General features: G+C 74.5%; 16 protein-coding genes. 12 read left to right on the plus strand and 4 right to left on the minus strand.

What is annotated here, in order from left to right:
- Nucleotides 1-4 precede the first annotated feature (4 nt).
- The 3 genes from ASD18_RS06050 to ASD18_RS06060 are packed head-to-tail and all read left to right on the plus strand — an operon-like array spanning nucleotide 5 to nucleotide 2,831.
- Nucleotides 5-1,009, plus strand: a complete 1,005-nt coding sequence (locus ASD18_RS06050) for an iron ABC transporter permease (protein WP_056088052.1) — start codon at nucleotides 5-7, stop codon at nucleotides 1,007-1,009.
- Nucleotides 1,006-2,034, plus strand: a complete 1,029-nt coding sequence (locus ASD18_RS06055; protein ID WP_056088056.1) for an iron chelate uptake ABC transporter family permease subunit — start codon at nucleotides 1,006-1,008, stop codon at nucleotides 2,032-2,034. Before ASD18_RS06050 ends, ASD18_RS06055 begins: the two co-directional genes overlap by 4 nt.
- Complete coding sequence (locus ASD18_RS06060; RefSeq protein ID WP_082573911.1) at nucleotides 2,031-2,831, plus strand: ABC transporter ATP-binding protein; 801 nt, start codon at nucleotides 2,031-2,033, stop codon at nucleotides 2,829-2,831. The genes ASD18_RS06055 and ASD18_RS06060 overlap by 4 nt, the downstream gene beginning before the upstream one ends.
- Here the strand turns inward: ASD18_RS06060 and ASD18_RS06065 are convergent.
- Entirely contained in the window at nucleotides 2,828-3,628 is an 801-nt protein-coding gene (locus ASD18_RS06065; protein ID WP_056091686.1) for a DNA/RNA non-specific endonuclease, read from the minus strand. The genes ASD18_RS06060 and ASD18_RS06065 overlap by 4 nt on opposite strands.
- Between ASD18_RS06065 and ASD18_RS06070 the strand changes: the two genes are divergently transcribed.
- Together ASD18_RS06070 and ASD18_RS06075 are read left to right on the plus strand one after the other, a co-directional pair.
- Nucleotides 3,629-5,083 (plus strand): amidohydrolase, encoded by a 1,455-nt coding sequence (locus tag ASD18_RS06070; protein WP_056088062.1) that lies wholly within the window; start codon nucleotides 3,629-3,631, stop codon nucleotides 5,081-5,083.
- Nucleotides 5,084-5,113: 30 nt separating this feature from the next.
- Complete coding sequence (locus ASD18_RS06075) at nucleotides 5,114-6,148, plus strand: alcohol dehydrogenase catalytic domain-containing protein (protein ID WP_056088065.1); 1,035 nt, start codon at nucleotides 5,114-5,116, stop codon at nucleotides 6,146-6,148.
- Nucleotides 6,149-6,150: 2 nt separating this feature from the next.
- Here the strand turns inward: ASD18_RS06075 and ASD18_RS06080 are convergent, their stop codons facing one another.
- Nucleotides 6,151-7,116 (minus strand): DMT family transporter, encoded by a 966-nt coding sequence (locus tag ASD18_RS06080; RefSeq protein ID WP_056088068.1) that lies wholly within the window; start codon nucleotides 7,114-7,116, stop codon nucleotides 6,151-6,153.
- 67 nt (nucleotides 7,117-7,183) lie between these two features.
- Between ASD18_RS06080 and ASD18_RS06085 the strand changes: the two genes are divergently transcribed.
- The 6 genes from ASD18_RS06085 (at nucleotide 7,184) to ASD18_RS06110 (ending at nucleotide 11,748) form a co-directional block, all read left to right on the plus strand.
- Nucleotides 7,184-7,525 (plus strand): PadR family transcriptional regulator, encoded by a 342-nt coding sequence (locus ASD18_RS06085; RefSeq protein WP_200938480.1) that lies wholly within the window; start codon nucleotides 7,184-7,186, stop codon nucleotides 7,523-7,525.
- The gene (locus ASD18_RS06090; protein ID WP_056088072.1) at nucleotides 7,525-8,646 is read left to right on the plus strand and encodes a hypothetical protein; all 1,122 of its coding nucleotides are present in this window, start codon (nucleotides 7,525-7,527) and stop codon (nucleotides 8,644-8,646) included. Before ASD18_RS06085 ends, ASD18_RS06090 begins: the two co-directional genes overlap by 1 nt.
- Complete coding sequence (locus tag ASD18_RS06095; RefSeq protein WP_056088077.1) at nucleotides 8,643-9,752, plus strand: hypothetical protein; 1,110 nt, start codon at nucleotides 8,643-8,645, stop codon at nucleotides 9,750-9,752. The genes ASD18_RS06090 and ASD18_RS06095 overlap by 4 nt, the downstream gene beginning before the upstream one ends.
- Nucleotides 9,753-9,832: 80 nt before the next feature.
- Nucleotides 9,833-10,087: a phosphoribosylformylglycinamidine synthase subunit PurS gene (gene purS, locus ASD18_RS06100; protein WP_056088082.1), complete on the plus strand. Its 255-nt coding sequence runs from the start codon at nucleotides 9,833-9,835 to the stop codon at nucleotides 10,085-10,087.
- Nucleotides 10,084-10,779: a phosphoribosylformylglycinamidine synthase subunit PurQ gene (gene purQ / locus ASD18_RS06105; RefSeq protein ID WP_056088087.1), complete on the plus strand. Its 696-nt coding sequence runs from the start codon at nucleotides 10,084-10,086 to the stop codon at nucleotides 10,777-10,779. Before purS ends, purQ begins: the two co-directional genes overlap by 4 nt.
- Before the next feature lie 3 nt (nucleotides 10,780-10,782).
- Nucleotides 10,783-11,748, plus strand: coding sequence for a GNAT family N-acetyltransferase (locus ASD18_RS06110; RefSeq protein ID WP_056088091.1), 966 nt, complete (start codon nucleotides 10,783-10,785; stop codon nucleotides 11,746-11,748).
- Here the strand turns inward: ASD18_RS06110 and ASD18_RS06115 are convergent.
- Complete coding sequence (locus ASD18_RS06115; protein ID WP_056088094.1) at nucleotides 11,676-12,056, minus strand: hypothetical protein; 381 nt, start codon at nucleotides 12,054-12,056, stop codon at nucleotides 11,676-11,678. The genes ASD18_RS06110 and ASD18_RS06115 overlap by 73 nt on opposite strands.
- A 93-nt stretch (nucleotides 12,057-12,149) precedes the next feature.
- On the opposite strand from ASD18_RS06115, the gene ASD18_RS06120 reads away from it, so the two are divergent.
- On the plus strand, nucleotides 12,150-12,632 hold the full coding sequence (locus ASD18_RS06120) for a pyridoxamine 5'-phosphate oxidase family protein (protein ID WP_056088097.1): 483 nt from the start codon (nucleotides 12,150-12,152) through the stop codon (nucleotides 12,630-12,632).
- 4 nt (nucleotides 12,633-12,636) lie between these two features.
- On the opposite strand, the gene ASD18_RS06125 is transcribed toward ASD18_RS06120, so the two are convergent.
- Complete coding sequence (locus tag ASD18_RS06125) at nucleotides 12,637-13,245, minus strand: DUF1345 domain-containing protein (protein WP_056088100.1); 609 nt, start codon at nucleotides 13,243-13,245, stop codon at nucleotides 12,637-12,639.
- Nucleotides 13,246-13,253 lie beyond the last annotated feature (8 nt).

Genomic DNA, 13,253 nt, shown 5'->3' on the forward strand with positions numbered 1-13,253 from the left:
ACCCATGAGCACCACCGTCGCGCGAGCCCCGCACCGGCCACCCCGGCACTCCCGACCGCCGCGCCGGCCGGCCGGCCCGGTGGTGGGCCTGAGCATCGCCGTCGGGGCCAAGCCGGTACCGCTCGGCGACGTGTGGTCGGCGTGGCGCACTCCCGACGACTCGTTCGTCTCCACCGTCGTCGCCTCCCGGATCCCGCGCACGCAGCTCGGTCTGCTCGTCGGGGCCGCGCTGGCCGTCGCGGGCGTGGTGATCCAGGGCCTCACGCGCAACCCGCTGGGCGACCCGGGCCTGCTCGGTGTCAACGCGGGCGCGTCGGCGTCACTGGTGATCACGGCCGCGGTGCTCGGCGGCGCCGCCGGCCGGTCGGTCTGGGCCGCGGTGCCCGGGGCGCTGTTCGCGGCGTTCGCCGTCTACCTGATCGGCACCGGCGGACGCCGTGCGACGCCCGTCCGGCTCGTGCTGGCGGGCGCTGCGGTGTCCGCCGTGCTGGTGGCCGTCGTCGAGGGGATCACGCTCGCCAACCCCGAGGTGTTCGACACGTACCGGTTCTGGGTGGTCGGGTCCCTCGCCGGGCGGCCGCCGTCCACGGTCGGCGCCGTGCTGCCCTTCGTGGTGGGGGGACTCGTCCTGTGCCTGCTGCTCGCCCGTCCGCTGAACGCGCTCGCGCTCGGCGACGAGGCGGCGACCTCCCTCGGGCTGCGTGCCGGACGCACCCGCCTGCTCGGGGCCGCGGGCGCCACGGTCCTGTGTGCCGCGGCGGTCGCCGCGGTCGGGCCGATCGCGTTCGTCGGGCTCGCCGTCCCGCACGTCGTCCGGGGGTTCACCGGCTCGGACCACCGCTGGCTCCTGCCGTACTGCCTGCTGCTCGGCCCGGTGCTGCTGCTCGCCGCCGACGTCCTCGGTCGGGTGCTGGCGCGGCCCGGCGAGCTGCCGGTCGGCGCGGTGACCGCGTTCGTCGGGGCGCCGTTCCTCATCGCGGCCGTGCGCCGAGGGAGGGTCGGGCTGTGACCGCCGTCCTGACCCTCGGGCCCGCCGTCACCGTCCGCTGGCACCGTCGCCCGGTCGTCGTCTGCGTGGCCGCGCTCGTGCTCGTGCTGGTCACCGCCCTGGTCACCCTGGCGGCCGGTCAGCTCGGCATCCCGCTCGCGGAGCTGCCGTCGGTCGTCGCCGGCCACGGCTCTCGCACGCAGGAGTGGGTGCTCTGGACCAACCGCCTGCCGCGGTTGCTCGTCGGCGCCGCGGCCGGGGCGGCGTTCGCGGTCTCCGGGGCGATGTTCCAGTCCGTCACGCGCAACCCGCTGGGCAGCCCCGACATCATCGGGCTCGGCGCCGGCGCGGCTGCGGGTGCCGCGGCCGCAGGGCTCGTGTGGCCGGGCGCGCTGCCGGTGCCCGTCGGGGCGCTCATCGGGGCGGGGGTCGCGATCGGCGCGGTCTACCTCGGCTCGGGTGCGGGGTTCCGCGCACCGCTGCGGATGGTGGTCGTCGGCATCGCGGTCGGGGCCATGTCGCTGGCGTTCGTGCAGCTGGCGCTCGCCCGGGCCACCCGCGAGGACGCGCAGGTGCTCGCCGCGTACCTCAACGGCAGCCTCGCGTCCCGGTCCTGGTCGGACGTGATCCTCATCGTCGGCGCGCTGGTGGTCCTGCTGCCCGCGGCGCTCGTGCTCACCCGGCCGATGCAGCTGGTCGAGATGGGTGACGAGGTGGCGGTCGCGGTCGGGGTGCAGGCGGACCGGGTGCGCACGTGGGCGGTGGTGGTCGGCGTGCTCCTGACGGCCGCGGCGGTGACCGTGAGCGGGCCGATCGCGTTCGTCGCGCTGACCGCCCCGCAGATCGCCCGGCGGCTGACCCGGTCGACCGGACCGGGTATGGTCGCCGCCGCGTGCTGCGGGGCCGCGGTGCTGGTCGTCGCCGACCTCGTCGCCCAGTACGCCGTGCCGGGCGTCGTGTATCCCGTCGGGGTCGTCACCGCCGCGCTCGGCGGCGTGTACCTCGCGTTCCTGCTGGTCCGCGAGTGGAGGAGGAGTCCCGCGTGAACGGTCCACCGCTGGAGGCTTCCGACCTGACGCTCGCGTACGACCAGCTGGTCGTCGCCACGAACCTGTCCGTGCGGATCCCCCGGTCGTCGTTCACGGTCATCATCGGCCCCAACGGGTGCGGCAAGTCGACCCTGCTGCGCGCGCTCGGTCGGACGCTCAAGCCACGTGCCGGTCACGTGCTGCTGGACGGCGTACCGATCTCGTCGCTGAAGAGCAAGGACGTCGCCCGCCGGCTTGCCCTCCTGCCGCAGAACCCCATCGCGCCCGAGTCGATCACCGTCGGCGACCTGGTGGCCCGCGGCCGGTACCCGCACCAGGGCCTGCTGCGGCAGTGGTCGGCGGCCGACGCCCGTGCAGTCGCCGACGCCCTCGACGCCACCGAGGTCGCCGACCTGCGGGACCGGTTCGTCGCCGAGCTGTCCGGCGGCCAGCGTCAGCGGGTGTGGCTGGCCATGGCGCTCGCGCAGCAGACCGACCTGCTGCTCCTGGACGAGCCGACGACGTTCCTCGACATCTCCCACCAGTTCGAGGTCATGGACCTGTGCGCGCGGCTGCACGAGGAGGGCCGGACGCTCGTCGCCGTGCTGCACGACCTCAACCAGGCCGCCCGGTACGCGACTCACCTGATCGCCATGAAGGAGGGCGCGGTCGTCGCCGAGGGCCCACCCGCGGACGTGGTCACGGAGCCGCTGGTGCGTGAGGTGTTCGGGCTGGCGTGCCGCGTGGTGCCCGACCCGGAGACCGGGACGCCGATGGTGGTGCCGGCCCGCCGGGACGCGCACGTCCGCCACTAGAGGCGGATCTCCTCCAGCGTGTCCAGCGGCACCCAGCGCTCGCGGTCGCCGCGTGCGCCGACGGGTGCGAGCACGTCGGCGCCGGTGAGCGGCCCGAGGTCGAGCCCGGTGAGGTCCTCGACGTCCGCGACCGGGACCTGGAACGTGCGGAACGGCCCGAGCGGCGGGACCTCGTCGGCGGCCGCCCGCAGGCTCGTGACGAACGGGGTCTGGTCGAGGACGAACGCGGTGGCGCGGAGGTCGGGCCCCGCCCAGGCGGCGACCTTCCAGAACAGCCGCGGGATCCCGACGCCGCGGTAGACCGGGTCGTCGTCGGCGAGGACGGGTCCCGTGAAGACGGAGAGCCGGCTGTCGTTCGTCCGCGCGTACTCCAGGACGTGGTCCTCCAGGCCCACCCAGAGCAGCTCGCCCTGGTTGAACGCGGAGGCCTGCGGCGCGGCGTTCGGGTAGGCGAACGTGTCGAGGTTGGCCCGGCGCGCCGTGACGAGGTCGCCCCACACCGGGTCCCGCCGGCGGACCAGGTGCCCGCGGTCGAGGTCGTTGCGCGCGTACAGCTCGGGTCCCGCCTGCTCGTCGGCGGGCACCCGGGGGTCCAGGTGCCAGTCGTCGCCGCGCTCGAGATCCAGCAGCTGGGCGCCGTCGATGTTCACCGCCGTCGCTGCCGCGAGCCGGCGCTCGGGGTCGAGCAGCACGGTGAAGTGCGTCGACGGCAGCGTGCGGACGGTCTGGGCCGGCACCGGGAGGGGCACCCGCGGACCGAGGAACGTCGGGTCGTATCCCGCCTCTACGGTGCTCACATGGGGACCGTACCGACTGACCTGCTCCTGCGCTCCGCGCGGCTGGTCGACCATGACGCACCCGTCGACGTGCTCCTGCGCGGCGGTCGGGTCGCGTCCGTCGGGCCGTCGCTCTCCGTGCACGCGCCCACCGTGCAGCTCGACGGCCGCTGGCTGATCCCCGGGCTCTGGGACGCGCACGTGCACCTGACCCAGTGGGCGCTCGCCCGCCGCCGGCTGGACGTCTCCGGGGCCACGTCGGCCGCGCACGCCGTGGCGCTCGTCTCGGGCGCGCCCCGCCCGCTGCCCGGTACCGCGCTCGTCGGCTTCGGCTTCCGCGACGGGCTGTGGCCCGACGAACCGACGGCCGCTCTGCTCGACGCGGCCGTCGGTCACGTGCCGGTGGTGCTGGTCTCCGGCGACCTGCACTGTGCGTGGGCCTCGACGGCGGGCCTGAGGTTCCTCGGCGTCGAGCACCACCCGACCGGCCTGCTGCGCGAGCACGAGTGGCTGCCGCTGCAGGGCGTCGTCGACCACGTGTCCGACGACGTCGCGGACGCGCTGGTTGACGACGCGACGGCCGCTGCGGCCGCACGCGGGGTCGTCGGCGTGGTCGACCTGGAGATCGCCGACAACCTCGCCGTCTGGCGTCGTCGCGCCGCTGCCCGGCCCGGTCGGCTGCGCGTGCGGGCGGGCGTGTGGGAGGAGTACCTCGACCGCGTGGTCCGCGAGGACCTGCACACCGGCGACCCCGTCGGCGGGCTCGTCGAGCAAGGTCCTCTCAAGGTGATCACCGACGGCTCTCTCAACACGCGCACCGCCTACTGCCACGACCCGTACCCGGGCCTGACCGGCCCGAACGCCCGTGGCGTGCTCGCCGTCCCGCCGTCCCGGCTGGCCCCACTCATGGCACACGCGACCCGGCACGGCCTGCGCTGCGCCATCCACGCGATCGGCGACGCCGCCAATGCGCTCGCGCTCGACGCCTTCGCCTCCTCCGGTGCGGTCGGTTCGATCGAGCACGCGCAGCTGGTGTCCTGGGCCGACGTGCAGCGGTTCGCGGAGCTCGGGGTGGTGGCGAGCGTGCAGCCCGAGCACGCGATGGACGACCGGGACGTCGCCGACCACCACTGGGCCGGGCGCACCGACCGGGCGTTCGCGTTCGGCGCTCTGCACCGGGCGGGCGTGCGGCTGGCCCTCGGCTCCGACGCGCCCGTGGCACCCCTGGACCCGTGGATCGCCCTGGACGCGGCCGTCACCCGGTCCCGCGACGGCCGCGAGCCGTGGCACCCCGAGCAGGCGCTCGACCGCCGGGTGGCGCTGGAGTCCTCGGTCGACGGTCTCGGGCTGGCGCCGGTCGTCGGGGCGCCCGCGGACCTCGTCGTGCTCGACGCAGACCCCCTGACCGCTCCGCTGCGGGGGATGCCGGTCGCCGGCACGCTCGTCGCGGGGGACTGGACGCACCGCGGGTTCTGACGGTCGGGTCGGGTCGGCGAGGATGAGGCCATGCGTGCCGTGGTGATCTCCGAGTTCGGCGTCCTGCCCACCGTCCAGGAGGTCCCGCCGCCCGGCTGCCCCGACGACGGTGTCGTCCTGCGCGTCACCGCGACCGGCGTCTGCCGGTCGGACTGGCACGGCTGGCAGGGGCACGACGACGACATCTCGCTGCCGCACGTGCCCGGGCACGAGTTGGCCGGCGTGGTCAGCGCAGTCGGCCCGCAGGTCCGCTCCTGGGTGGTCGGTGACCAGGTCACCGTGCCGTTCGTGTGCGCCTGCGGCACCTGCGCGGCGTGCCTGGCCGGCGAGCAGCAGGTCTGCGAGCGCCAGCGGCAGCCGGGGTTCACCGACGACGGGTCGTTCGCCGAGCTCGTCGCGATCCACCACGCCGACGTCAACCTGGTCCGACTTCCCGCCGGCATGTCACCGGTCACCGCGGCAGGGCTCGGCTGCCGGTTCGCGACCGCCTACCGGGCGGTCACCGTGCACGGTCGGGTCGCGGCCGGCGACTGGGTCGCGGTGCACGGGTGCGGCGGCGTAGGGCTGTCGGCCGTCATGGTGTCCGTCGCCGCCGGCGCGCGGGTGGTGGCGGTCGACGTGTCCGCCTCCGCGCGGGAGGCGGCGCTGGCGATGGGAGCGTCCGTGGTGCTCGACGGGTCCGGTGACGTCGCCGCCCAGGTGCACGACGTGACCGGCGGAGGTGCCGCGGTCTCGCTCGACGCCCTGGGCGGTCGCGCGACGGCCGAGGCCTCGATCCTGTCGCTGCGTCGGCGCGGTCGGCACGTCCAGGTCGGGCTGCTGCTCGGCGCCGACACCGCCCCGCCGCTGCCGATGGGCCGGGTGATCGGGTGGGAGCTCGAGGTCTACGGCAGCCACGGGATGGCCGCGCACGAGTACCCGGCGATGCTGGCGCGGATCGCGTCGGGGGAGCTGGACCCGTCCCGGCTGGTCGGGCGCACGATCGGGCTCGAGGAGGCGCCCGCCGCGCTCGCCGCCCTGGGGCAGGGGACGAGCGGGCCGGGAATGACGGTCGTCGTGCCCTGACCTCAGCTCCGGACCGAGCTCCGGGTCTCCTCGTCCGACCCCGCCGGGGCTCGCTCCGCGCGCGCCGCGTCCGCCGACCGGCGCCGCGCGGCCCCCCACTGCGTCAGCCCGACGCCGGCCAGCACGACCGCGCCGCCGACCGGCTCGTACCAGTGCAGCCCCTCGTGCAGGACGAGCACGCCGAGGGTCGTCGAGACCAGCGGGATCACGTAGGTGACGCTCGCCGTGACCGTGGCGCCGGCGATCGCCAGCACGCGCCAGAACAGGACGTAGGCCAGCCCGGTGCCGCCGAGCCCCAGGGCGAGCAGCGCCAGCGCGGGTGCCGGAGCGAGCGGGCCGGTCAGCGGGGTGGAGACCGCGAACGGGAGGATCAGCACCGCGCCGACGGCCAGCTGGATGGCCGGAAGCGCGACGTTCGACAGGCCGGTGGTGGTCAGCCGGCGCCGGCTCCACGCGTTGCCGATGCCGTAGCAGAACGTGGCGCCCAGGAGCATCACGCCGCCGACCAGGTCGATCGCGCCCGAGTTCCAGACGCCCAGCAGCACCGCGATGCCGCCGAAGCCCAGGACCAGTCCGCCGACCTGCACCCGGTCCGGCCGCTCCGACGGCAGCAGGAGCGCCACGAACACCGCGGTGAACAGCGGGGTCGTCGCGTTCACCAGGCCGGCGAGCACCGAGGTCACCCGCTGCTCCGCGAGCGCGAAGAGCACGAACGGGATCGCCGTCATCACCGCGCCGACGATGACGAAGTCGCCCAGCAGACCCCGCCCGATCCGCACGCGCTCGCGCCTGACCAGCAGGATCACCGCCAGCGCGACGAACCCGATGATGATGCGACCGAACGCCACCTGCGTGGGCGCGAACGTCTGCAACGCCGTGGCGATGAACAGGAAGCTGCAGCCCCACAGCACCGCGAGCACCAGGTAGGGGCCGATCCAGCCGCGGGTCGAGGGGGCCGGAGAGGTCATGCGGGCATCATGCCGTGCGCCACTGACACTCTTGCGCCTATAGGTCGTCGCGCGATATATATCCGCCATGGCGTTCCGGATGAGCGAGCAGGCGTACCTCGTCCTGCTCTCGCTGGCCGAGGAGCCGCGCCACGGGTACGGCATCGTGCAGGCGGTCAAGGTGCTCTCGGACGACAAGGTCCGCCTGAGCGCCGGCACGCTCTACGGCATCCTCGACCGCCTGGTCGCCGCGGGTCACGCGGAGGCCTCGGGCGAGGTCGTCGTCGACGGCCGGCTGCGCCGCTACTACCGCCTGACCCCCGACGGCTACGCGGCGCTGGCTGCGGAGACCGCACGCCTGACCGACCTGGCGTCCCTCGCCCGGCGCGTCCTGGCGGCCCGACCGCGACCCGCCCTCGGGACGACGTGATGCGCAGCCTCGAACGGTCCGCGGCCTTCTGGCTGCGGGCCTACCCGCCGAGCTGGCGCGCGGAGCGTGCCGACGAGGTCACCGCCGTCCTGGTCGACCTCGCCGACGACGGCGCCCGACGCCTCGACGCCCGGACCGCCCTCGGACTGCTGCGCGGCGGGCTCGCGACGCGCTGGCGCCAGACCCCGCCGCTCTGGGTGTACCTGCCGTACCGGATGCTCGACCTCCGCGTGCCGGAGCGGTACCGCGACTGGGTGCGGCGCGACATGACCTCGCCTGGGCACCTGCGGCGCAACCTGCTGGGCCGCGCGTGGATGTTCGCCATGCCGCTCTATGTGGCCCTGACCTCCGATCTGCGCGACGAGATCGTCGTGACGTGGATCGCGGTCGCGCTCGCGGGCACAGCCACCCTGCTGTGCGTCAGGCCCGAGGGCGCCGCACGCCGGAGGCTCCAGCACCACGCCCGTCCCGGCTGGGGTGAGTCGCGCACGGTGGGGGCGTTCGTCTGGGTGTCGACGTCGCGGGCCCGCATCGCCGCCATGACCGGATCCAGCGTGCTGGTGCTCCTGCTCGCGGTCGGTGCGGCGGTCTGGTCAGCTGCGGCGCTCGTTGCGCCCGCCCGCCTGGTGCTCGACAGCCTGCCGTGCGACCTCCCCGCCTCCGGTCCGTGCTTCGAGGTCGGCTCGACGGTCGCGGCGCGGGACTTCGCTCCCGGCGTCGCCGCGCTCCTGGCCGTCGCCACGGTCATGGGGGTGCTCCTGGCTGCCACGGTCGTCGCACGGCGCCTCGACCGTCGGCTGCCCGTCCGGCCGGAGCAGCCCGCCCGCCACCTCCTCGGGCTCCGACCGCAGGCCCGCGTGGGTGTCGCGCTGTGGGTCGTGCTCGTCGTCGCGGCGGCGCTGGCGGAGGCGACGGGGGCGTGGGTCTTCGCGGTCTCGGCCGTCGCCGGGCCGCTGTGCCTGCTGCTCCTCCCGTCGGCCGTCGTTGTCAGGAGCCGGGCCCGGGCGACCCCCGACGCCGCCTTCGTCGACCTGTGGCGCGTCGCCTGGACCGGCCGCCCGGTCGCGGTCGACCGCCCCGACTCCGAGCTCGTCCCCGCCCTGGTCCTGGAGACCCGATGACCATCGACCCCCGCTTCGAGCGCTCCGTCCACCGCTGGCTGCGCGCGTACCCGCGTCGCTGGCGCCGGGAGCGGGCCGACGAGGTCACCGCGCTGCTCGCGGACCTCGCGGGGCCCGACGCGACCCGCCTGAGCGCCGGGACCGTCGTCGGCCTGGTCCGCGCGGGGTGGGCGACGCGGCTGCGCACCCGCCCTCCGCTGCGGCACGTGCTGGCGTACCGGCTGATGGACCGGCGCGTCCCGGCCCCGTACCGCGGGTGGGTGCGCGACGACATCGAGGCGGAGGGGAGCCCGGCCGTGGTGGTGCTCAGCGTGGCCCTCGTGGTGGTCGTCGTCTCCGTGCTCATCCCGCTCGCTACCGGCGACCGTCCGCACGCGCCTTCCGGCAGCGCCCTGCCAGCGCTCTTCGCGATGTCCATGGGGATCCTCGGGCGCGGCTCACGCGTGAGGCGCGCACGCGGACGCAAGCACCTGGTGCCCGAGGCGGGTGAGGAGCTGACGACCGAGACGTTGCTCTTCGGCTGGGTCCTGCGGGACCGACTGACGGCCCGCGGCACCGCCGGGCTGCTGACCGTCGGCCTCGCGACCGCGGGGCTCGCCGCGCTGGCGGCCTGCCTGGCGGCGCCCTCCGCGCTCGGCGCCGTCTCGTGCGGCCACTCGTGCGTCGAGACGGTCAGTGCGGGCCGCGACGGCGTTCCTGGACCGCTGACAGTCGCGCTCGTCTCGGCCGTCGCCCTGGGCGGCCTGGCTGCGCTGCGCGCGCGGGCGATGCTGCGTCGGCTCGTCCCGCTGCGCCCGGTGCAGCACTCGAGGTGGCTGGTCGCGCCGACCTCGCGGCACCGGGCGATGATCCTCCTCCTGACCGCCGGTGCCGTCGGCATCGCGTGGATCGAGGGGACCGGCCGGGCGGACCTGTTCTTCTCCGTCGCGGTGGCCGTCGCGGCGTTGTTCGCCCTCCCGGCGCTGATGGTCACGTGGCGCGTCGCGCGGACTGGGCCCGACGACCTGGCCTTCGTGGACGTGTGGAGCATCGTGTCCACGGGCGGCCTCCCGCGAGTCGACACCTACCAGGAGGGCCTCGTCCCGGCGCTCCTGGCCACGGACTGAGCAGCCGCGCAGCACGCCTCCGCGCACTCGCTAGAATCGCCGCGACCCCCCACCGCCGCGCGAACACCTGGAGCCCTTTCGTGGGACGAGTCGTCGTCGATGTCATGCCGAAGCCCGAGATCCTCGACCCGCAGGGCAAGGCCGTCGCCGGCGCCCTGCCGCGGCTCGGGTTCGGTCAGTTCGCGTCCGTGCGTCAGGGCAAGCGGTTCGAGCTCGAGGTCGACGGGCCGGTGACCGACGAGATCCTCGCGGCCGCCCGCGAGGCCGGCGAGCACGTGCTGTCCAACCCCGTCATCGAGGACGTGGTCGCGGTCTACGAGGACACCCAGGCATGACGCGCGTCGGCGTCGTCACCTTCCCCGGCACGCTCGACGACCGCGACGCCGCCCGCGCGGTCCGCCTCGCCGGTGCCGAGCCCGTGAGCCTGTGGCACGGCGACGCCGACCTGCACGGGGTCGACGCCGTGGTCCTGCCCGGCGGCTTCTCCTATGGCGACTACCTGCGGGCCGGCGCCATCAGCCGGTTCGCGCCGGTCATGGGCGAGATCGTCGACGCGGCGAACAAGGGCCTGCCGGTGCTGGGCATCTGCAACGGCTTCCAGGTGCTCACCGAGGCGCACCTGCTGCCCGGCTCGATGATCAAGAACGACCACCTGCACTTCGTGTGCCGCGAGCAGGTCCTGTCGGTCGACAACGTCGACACCGCCTGGACCCGCGACTACACCGCGGGCGAGCACATCACGATCCCGCTGAAGAACCAGGACGGCCAGTACGTCGCCGACGAGTACACCCTCGACGAGCTCGAGGGCGAGGGCCGCGTCGTGTTCCGCTACCAGGGCTGGAACCCGAATGGCTCGCGTCGTGGCATCGCGGGCATCTCGAACGCGGCGGGCAACGTCGTCGGCCTCATGCCGCACCCCGAGCACGCGGTCGAGCCGGGCTTCGGACCCGACGGCGCGAAGGGCCCCCGCACGGGCACGGACGGGCTGCGGTTCTTCACGTCGGTCCTCACCGCCCTCGTCGGCTGAGCGTTGACCACCAGCATCGCGCTCGTCGACTGGGACGACCCCGACGCGCTCCGGCTGCGCACCGCACAGCAGGCCGAGCTGCTCGCCCTGTACGGCGAGGAGGACATCGGCCACGAGATGACCGGGGAGAGCATCGTCGCGATGCTCCTGGTCCGCGTCGACGGGGAGGCGGTCGCGTGCGGCGCGATCAGTGAGCGCGGTGACGGGGTCGGCGAGCTGAAGCGCATGTTCGTCGACCCGGCGCACCGCGGGCGGGGGCTGTCGCGGTCGGTGCTGCGCGAGCTCGAGGCCGTCGCGCAGGAGCGGGGCTTCCACCGGCTCGTCCTGGAGACCGGCGTGCTGCAGGCGTCGGCCATCGGGCTGTACCTGAGCGAGGGCTACCGCTCGATCCCGAACTTCGGCGAGTACGCGGAGGAGTCCGAGTCGCGCTGCTTCGCCAAGGACCTCGGGCCCACACCACCCCGGGAGCCGCGCACCGGCGAGCGCCCGACGGTCACCCTCACCCACGCCGAGTGGACCGACCCCGTGGCCACCTCGCTGCGGCTCGCGATGTGGCGCGACATCGAGGTCCGCTACCCGGAGATCCCCGCGAGCGTGCCGGGCGGCTTCGAGGTCGACGACCCGCAGCAGGGCGTCGGCGCGCTGTCCACGGTGATCGCCTGGCTCGACGGTCGGCCTGTCGGCTGCGCGACCTTGCGCGCGGCCCGGGAGGGCTACCCGGCCGGCTCGGGGGAGCTCAAGAAGGTCTGGGTCGACGACGACGCTCGCGGGGCCGGTGCCGCCCGCGCGCTGCTCACGGCCATCGAGGACGACGCCCGCACGCACGGCCTGACCAGCGTCGTGCTCCAGACCGGCATCCGCCAGCCCGAGGCCGTCACGCTCTACCTGTCCGCCGGCTACCGCCCGGTCGTCCCCTTCTTCCCGTACGACGGCGACTTCTTGTCGCTCTGGATGGCCAAGGACGTCTGAGCGCGCACCCGCGCGATCTCGGCGAACCGCATCCACTCGTCCTCCGCCGAGGCCGGCAGCGCCACCCAGTCGTAGAACAGCCGCCCGCTGTCGCCCGGGGACCACACGGTCGCACCGGGCAGTGCCAGTGCTTCCGCGTGCTCCGGACTGTCGCGCCCGAGCTTCACCGCGAGCCGGTCGTCGCCGATGTGCGCGGCGAACATGGTCGACCCGACCTTGAGGATGGGGCGGCCCATCATCTGCGCGCGGGTGGCGCCGCGGGCCACCAGGTCGTCGGCGATCGCCTCGTAGTCGGACTCCTCCGTCATCCCCCGAGCATGCAGCATCCCTCCGACATGCCTACGGTGGCCGGGCCGCCGCGGTCAGCAGCCCCGCGAGCGCGCGCAGGGCGAGGAGGACCGATGACGCAGGACGACGAGCGGGCCACGGTGGCCGCACTGATCAAGGACGCGAAGATCGCGATGCTCACCACGGTCGCCGCCGACGGCTCGCTGGTGAGCCGTCCGATGGGCGTGCAGGACGTGGACTTCGACGGCGACCTCTGGTTCTTCGCCGACGCCGACAGCCACAAGGTGCACGAGATCGAGGCGGGCAGCCCGGCGAACGCGGCGTTCGCGGACGCGACCGCGTGGGTCTCGTTCTCCGGTCCCGCGGAGGTGGTCCGCGACGTCGCCAAGAACCGGGAGCTGTGGGGCGCGACGGCGGAGGCGTGGTTCCCCGACGGACCCGAGACCCCCGGCCTGGTCCTCGTCGTGGTGCACGGGGAGACCGCCGAGTACTGGCACGCCAAGGGTGGCCGGCTGACCACCGCGTTCAGCCTGGTCAAGGCCAAGCTGACCGGCGAGCGCTACGACGGCGGCGAGAACGAGACGGTCCGGCTCTGAGCCGTCACATCGACGCGACGAGGTTGACCAGCAGCGCGATGATCACGGTGCCGAACAGGTAGCTGAGCAGCGCGTGGACCAGCGCGGTGCGGCGCATGGCCGACGACCCGAGGTCGGTGTCGGAGATCGCGAAGCTCATCCCCACGGTCACCGCGACGTACGCGAAGTCGGTGTACCGCGGCGGCTCGGTCATGTGGAAGTCGATCCCGCGGGCGCCGTCGGTGAGGTACATCCGCGCGTACCGCAGGGCGAAGACCGTGTGGATGGCTGCCCACGACGCGAGCACGCTGGTCAGCACGGCGACGGTCGGCAGCAGCTGGCCGATCTCCTTGTCGACGAGCACGAGCACGACCCCGACCAGGGTCACGAGCGCCGCGGCGACCACCACGACGTGCGCGCCGAACCGGGTGGGCTCCTCCCGCGTCGCGTGCGACGCGGTGTCGTCGGGACCCATGGGACCGACGACGCCCCAGGTCCAGACGACGAACACCGCGGCGACTGTCGCCCACGCGGCGAGCACCGACGCGACCGACGTCCAGCCGATCACCGTGCCGACCACGAGGCCGGCGACCACCCCGACGAGCAGCCTGACCAGCGACGACGACGCGCTCATGCCGTCAG

The organism is Cellulomonas sp. Root137 (assembly GCF_001426725.1).
Classification (GTDB): domain Bacteria; phylum Actinomycetota; class Actinomycetes; order Actinomycetales; family Cellulomonadaceae; genus Cellulomonas.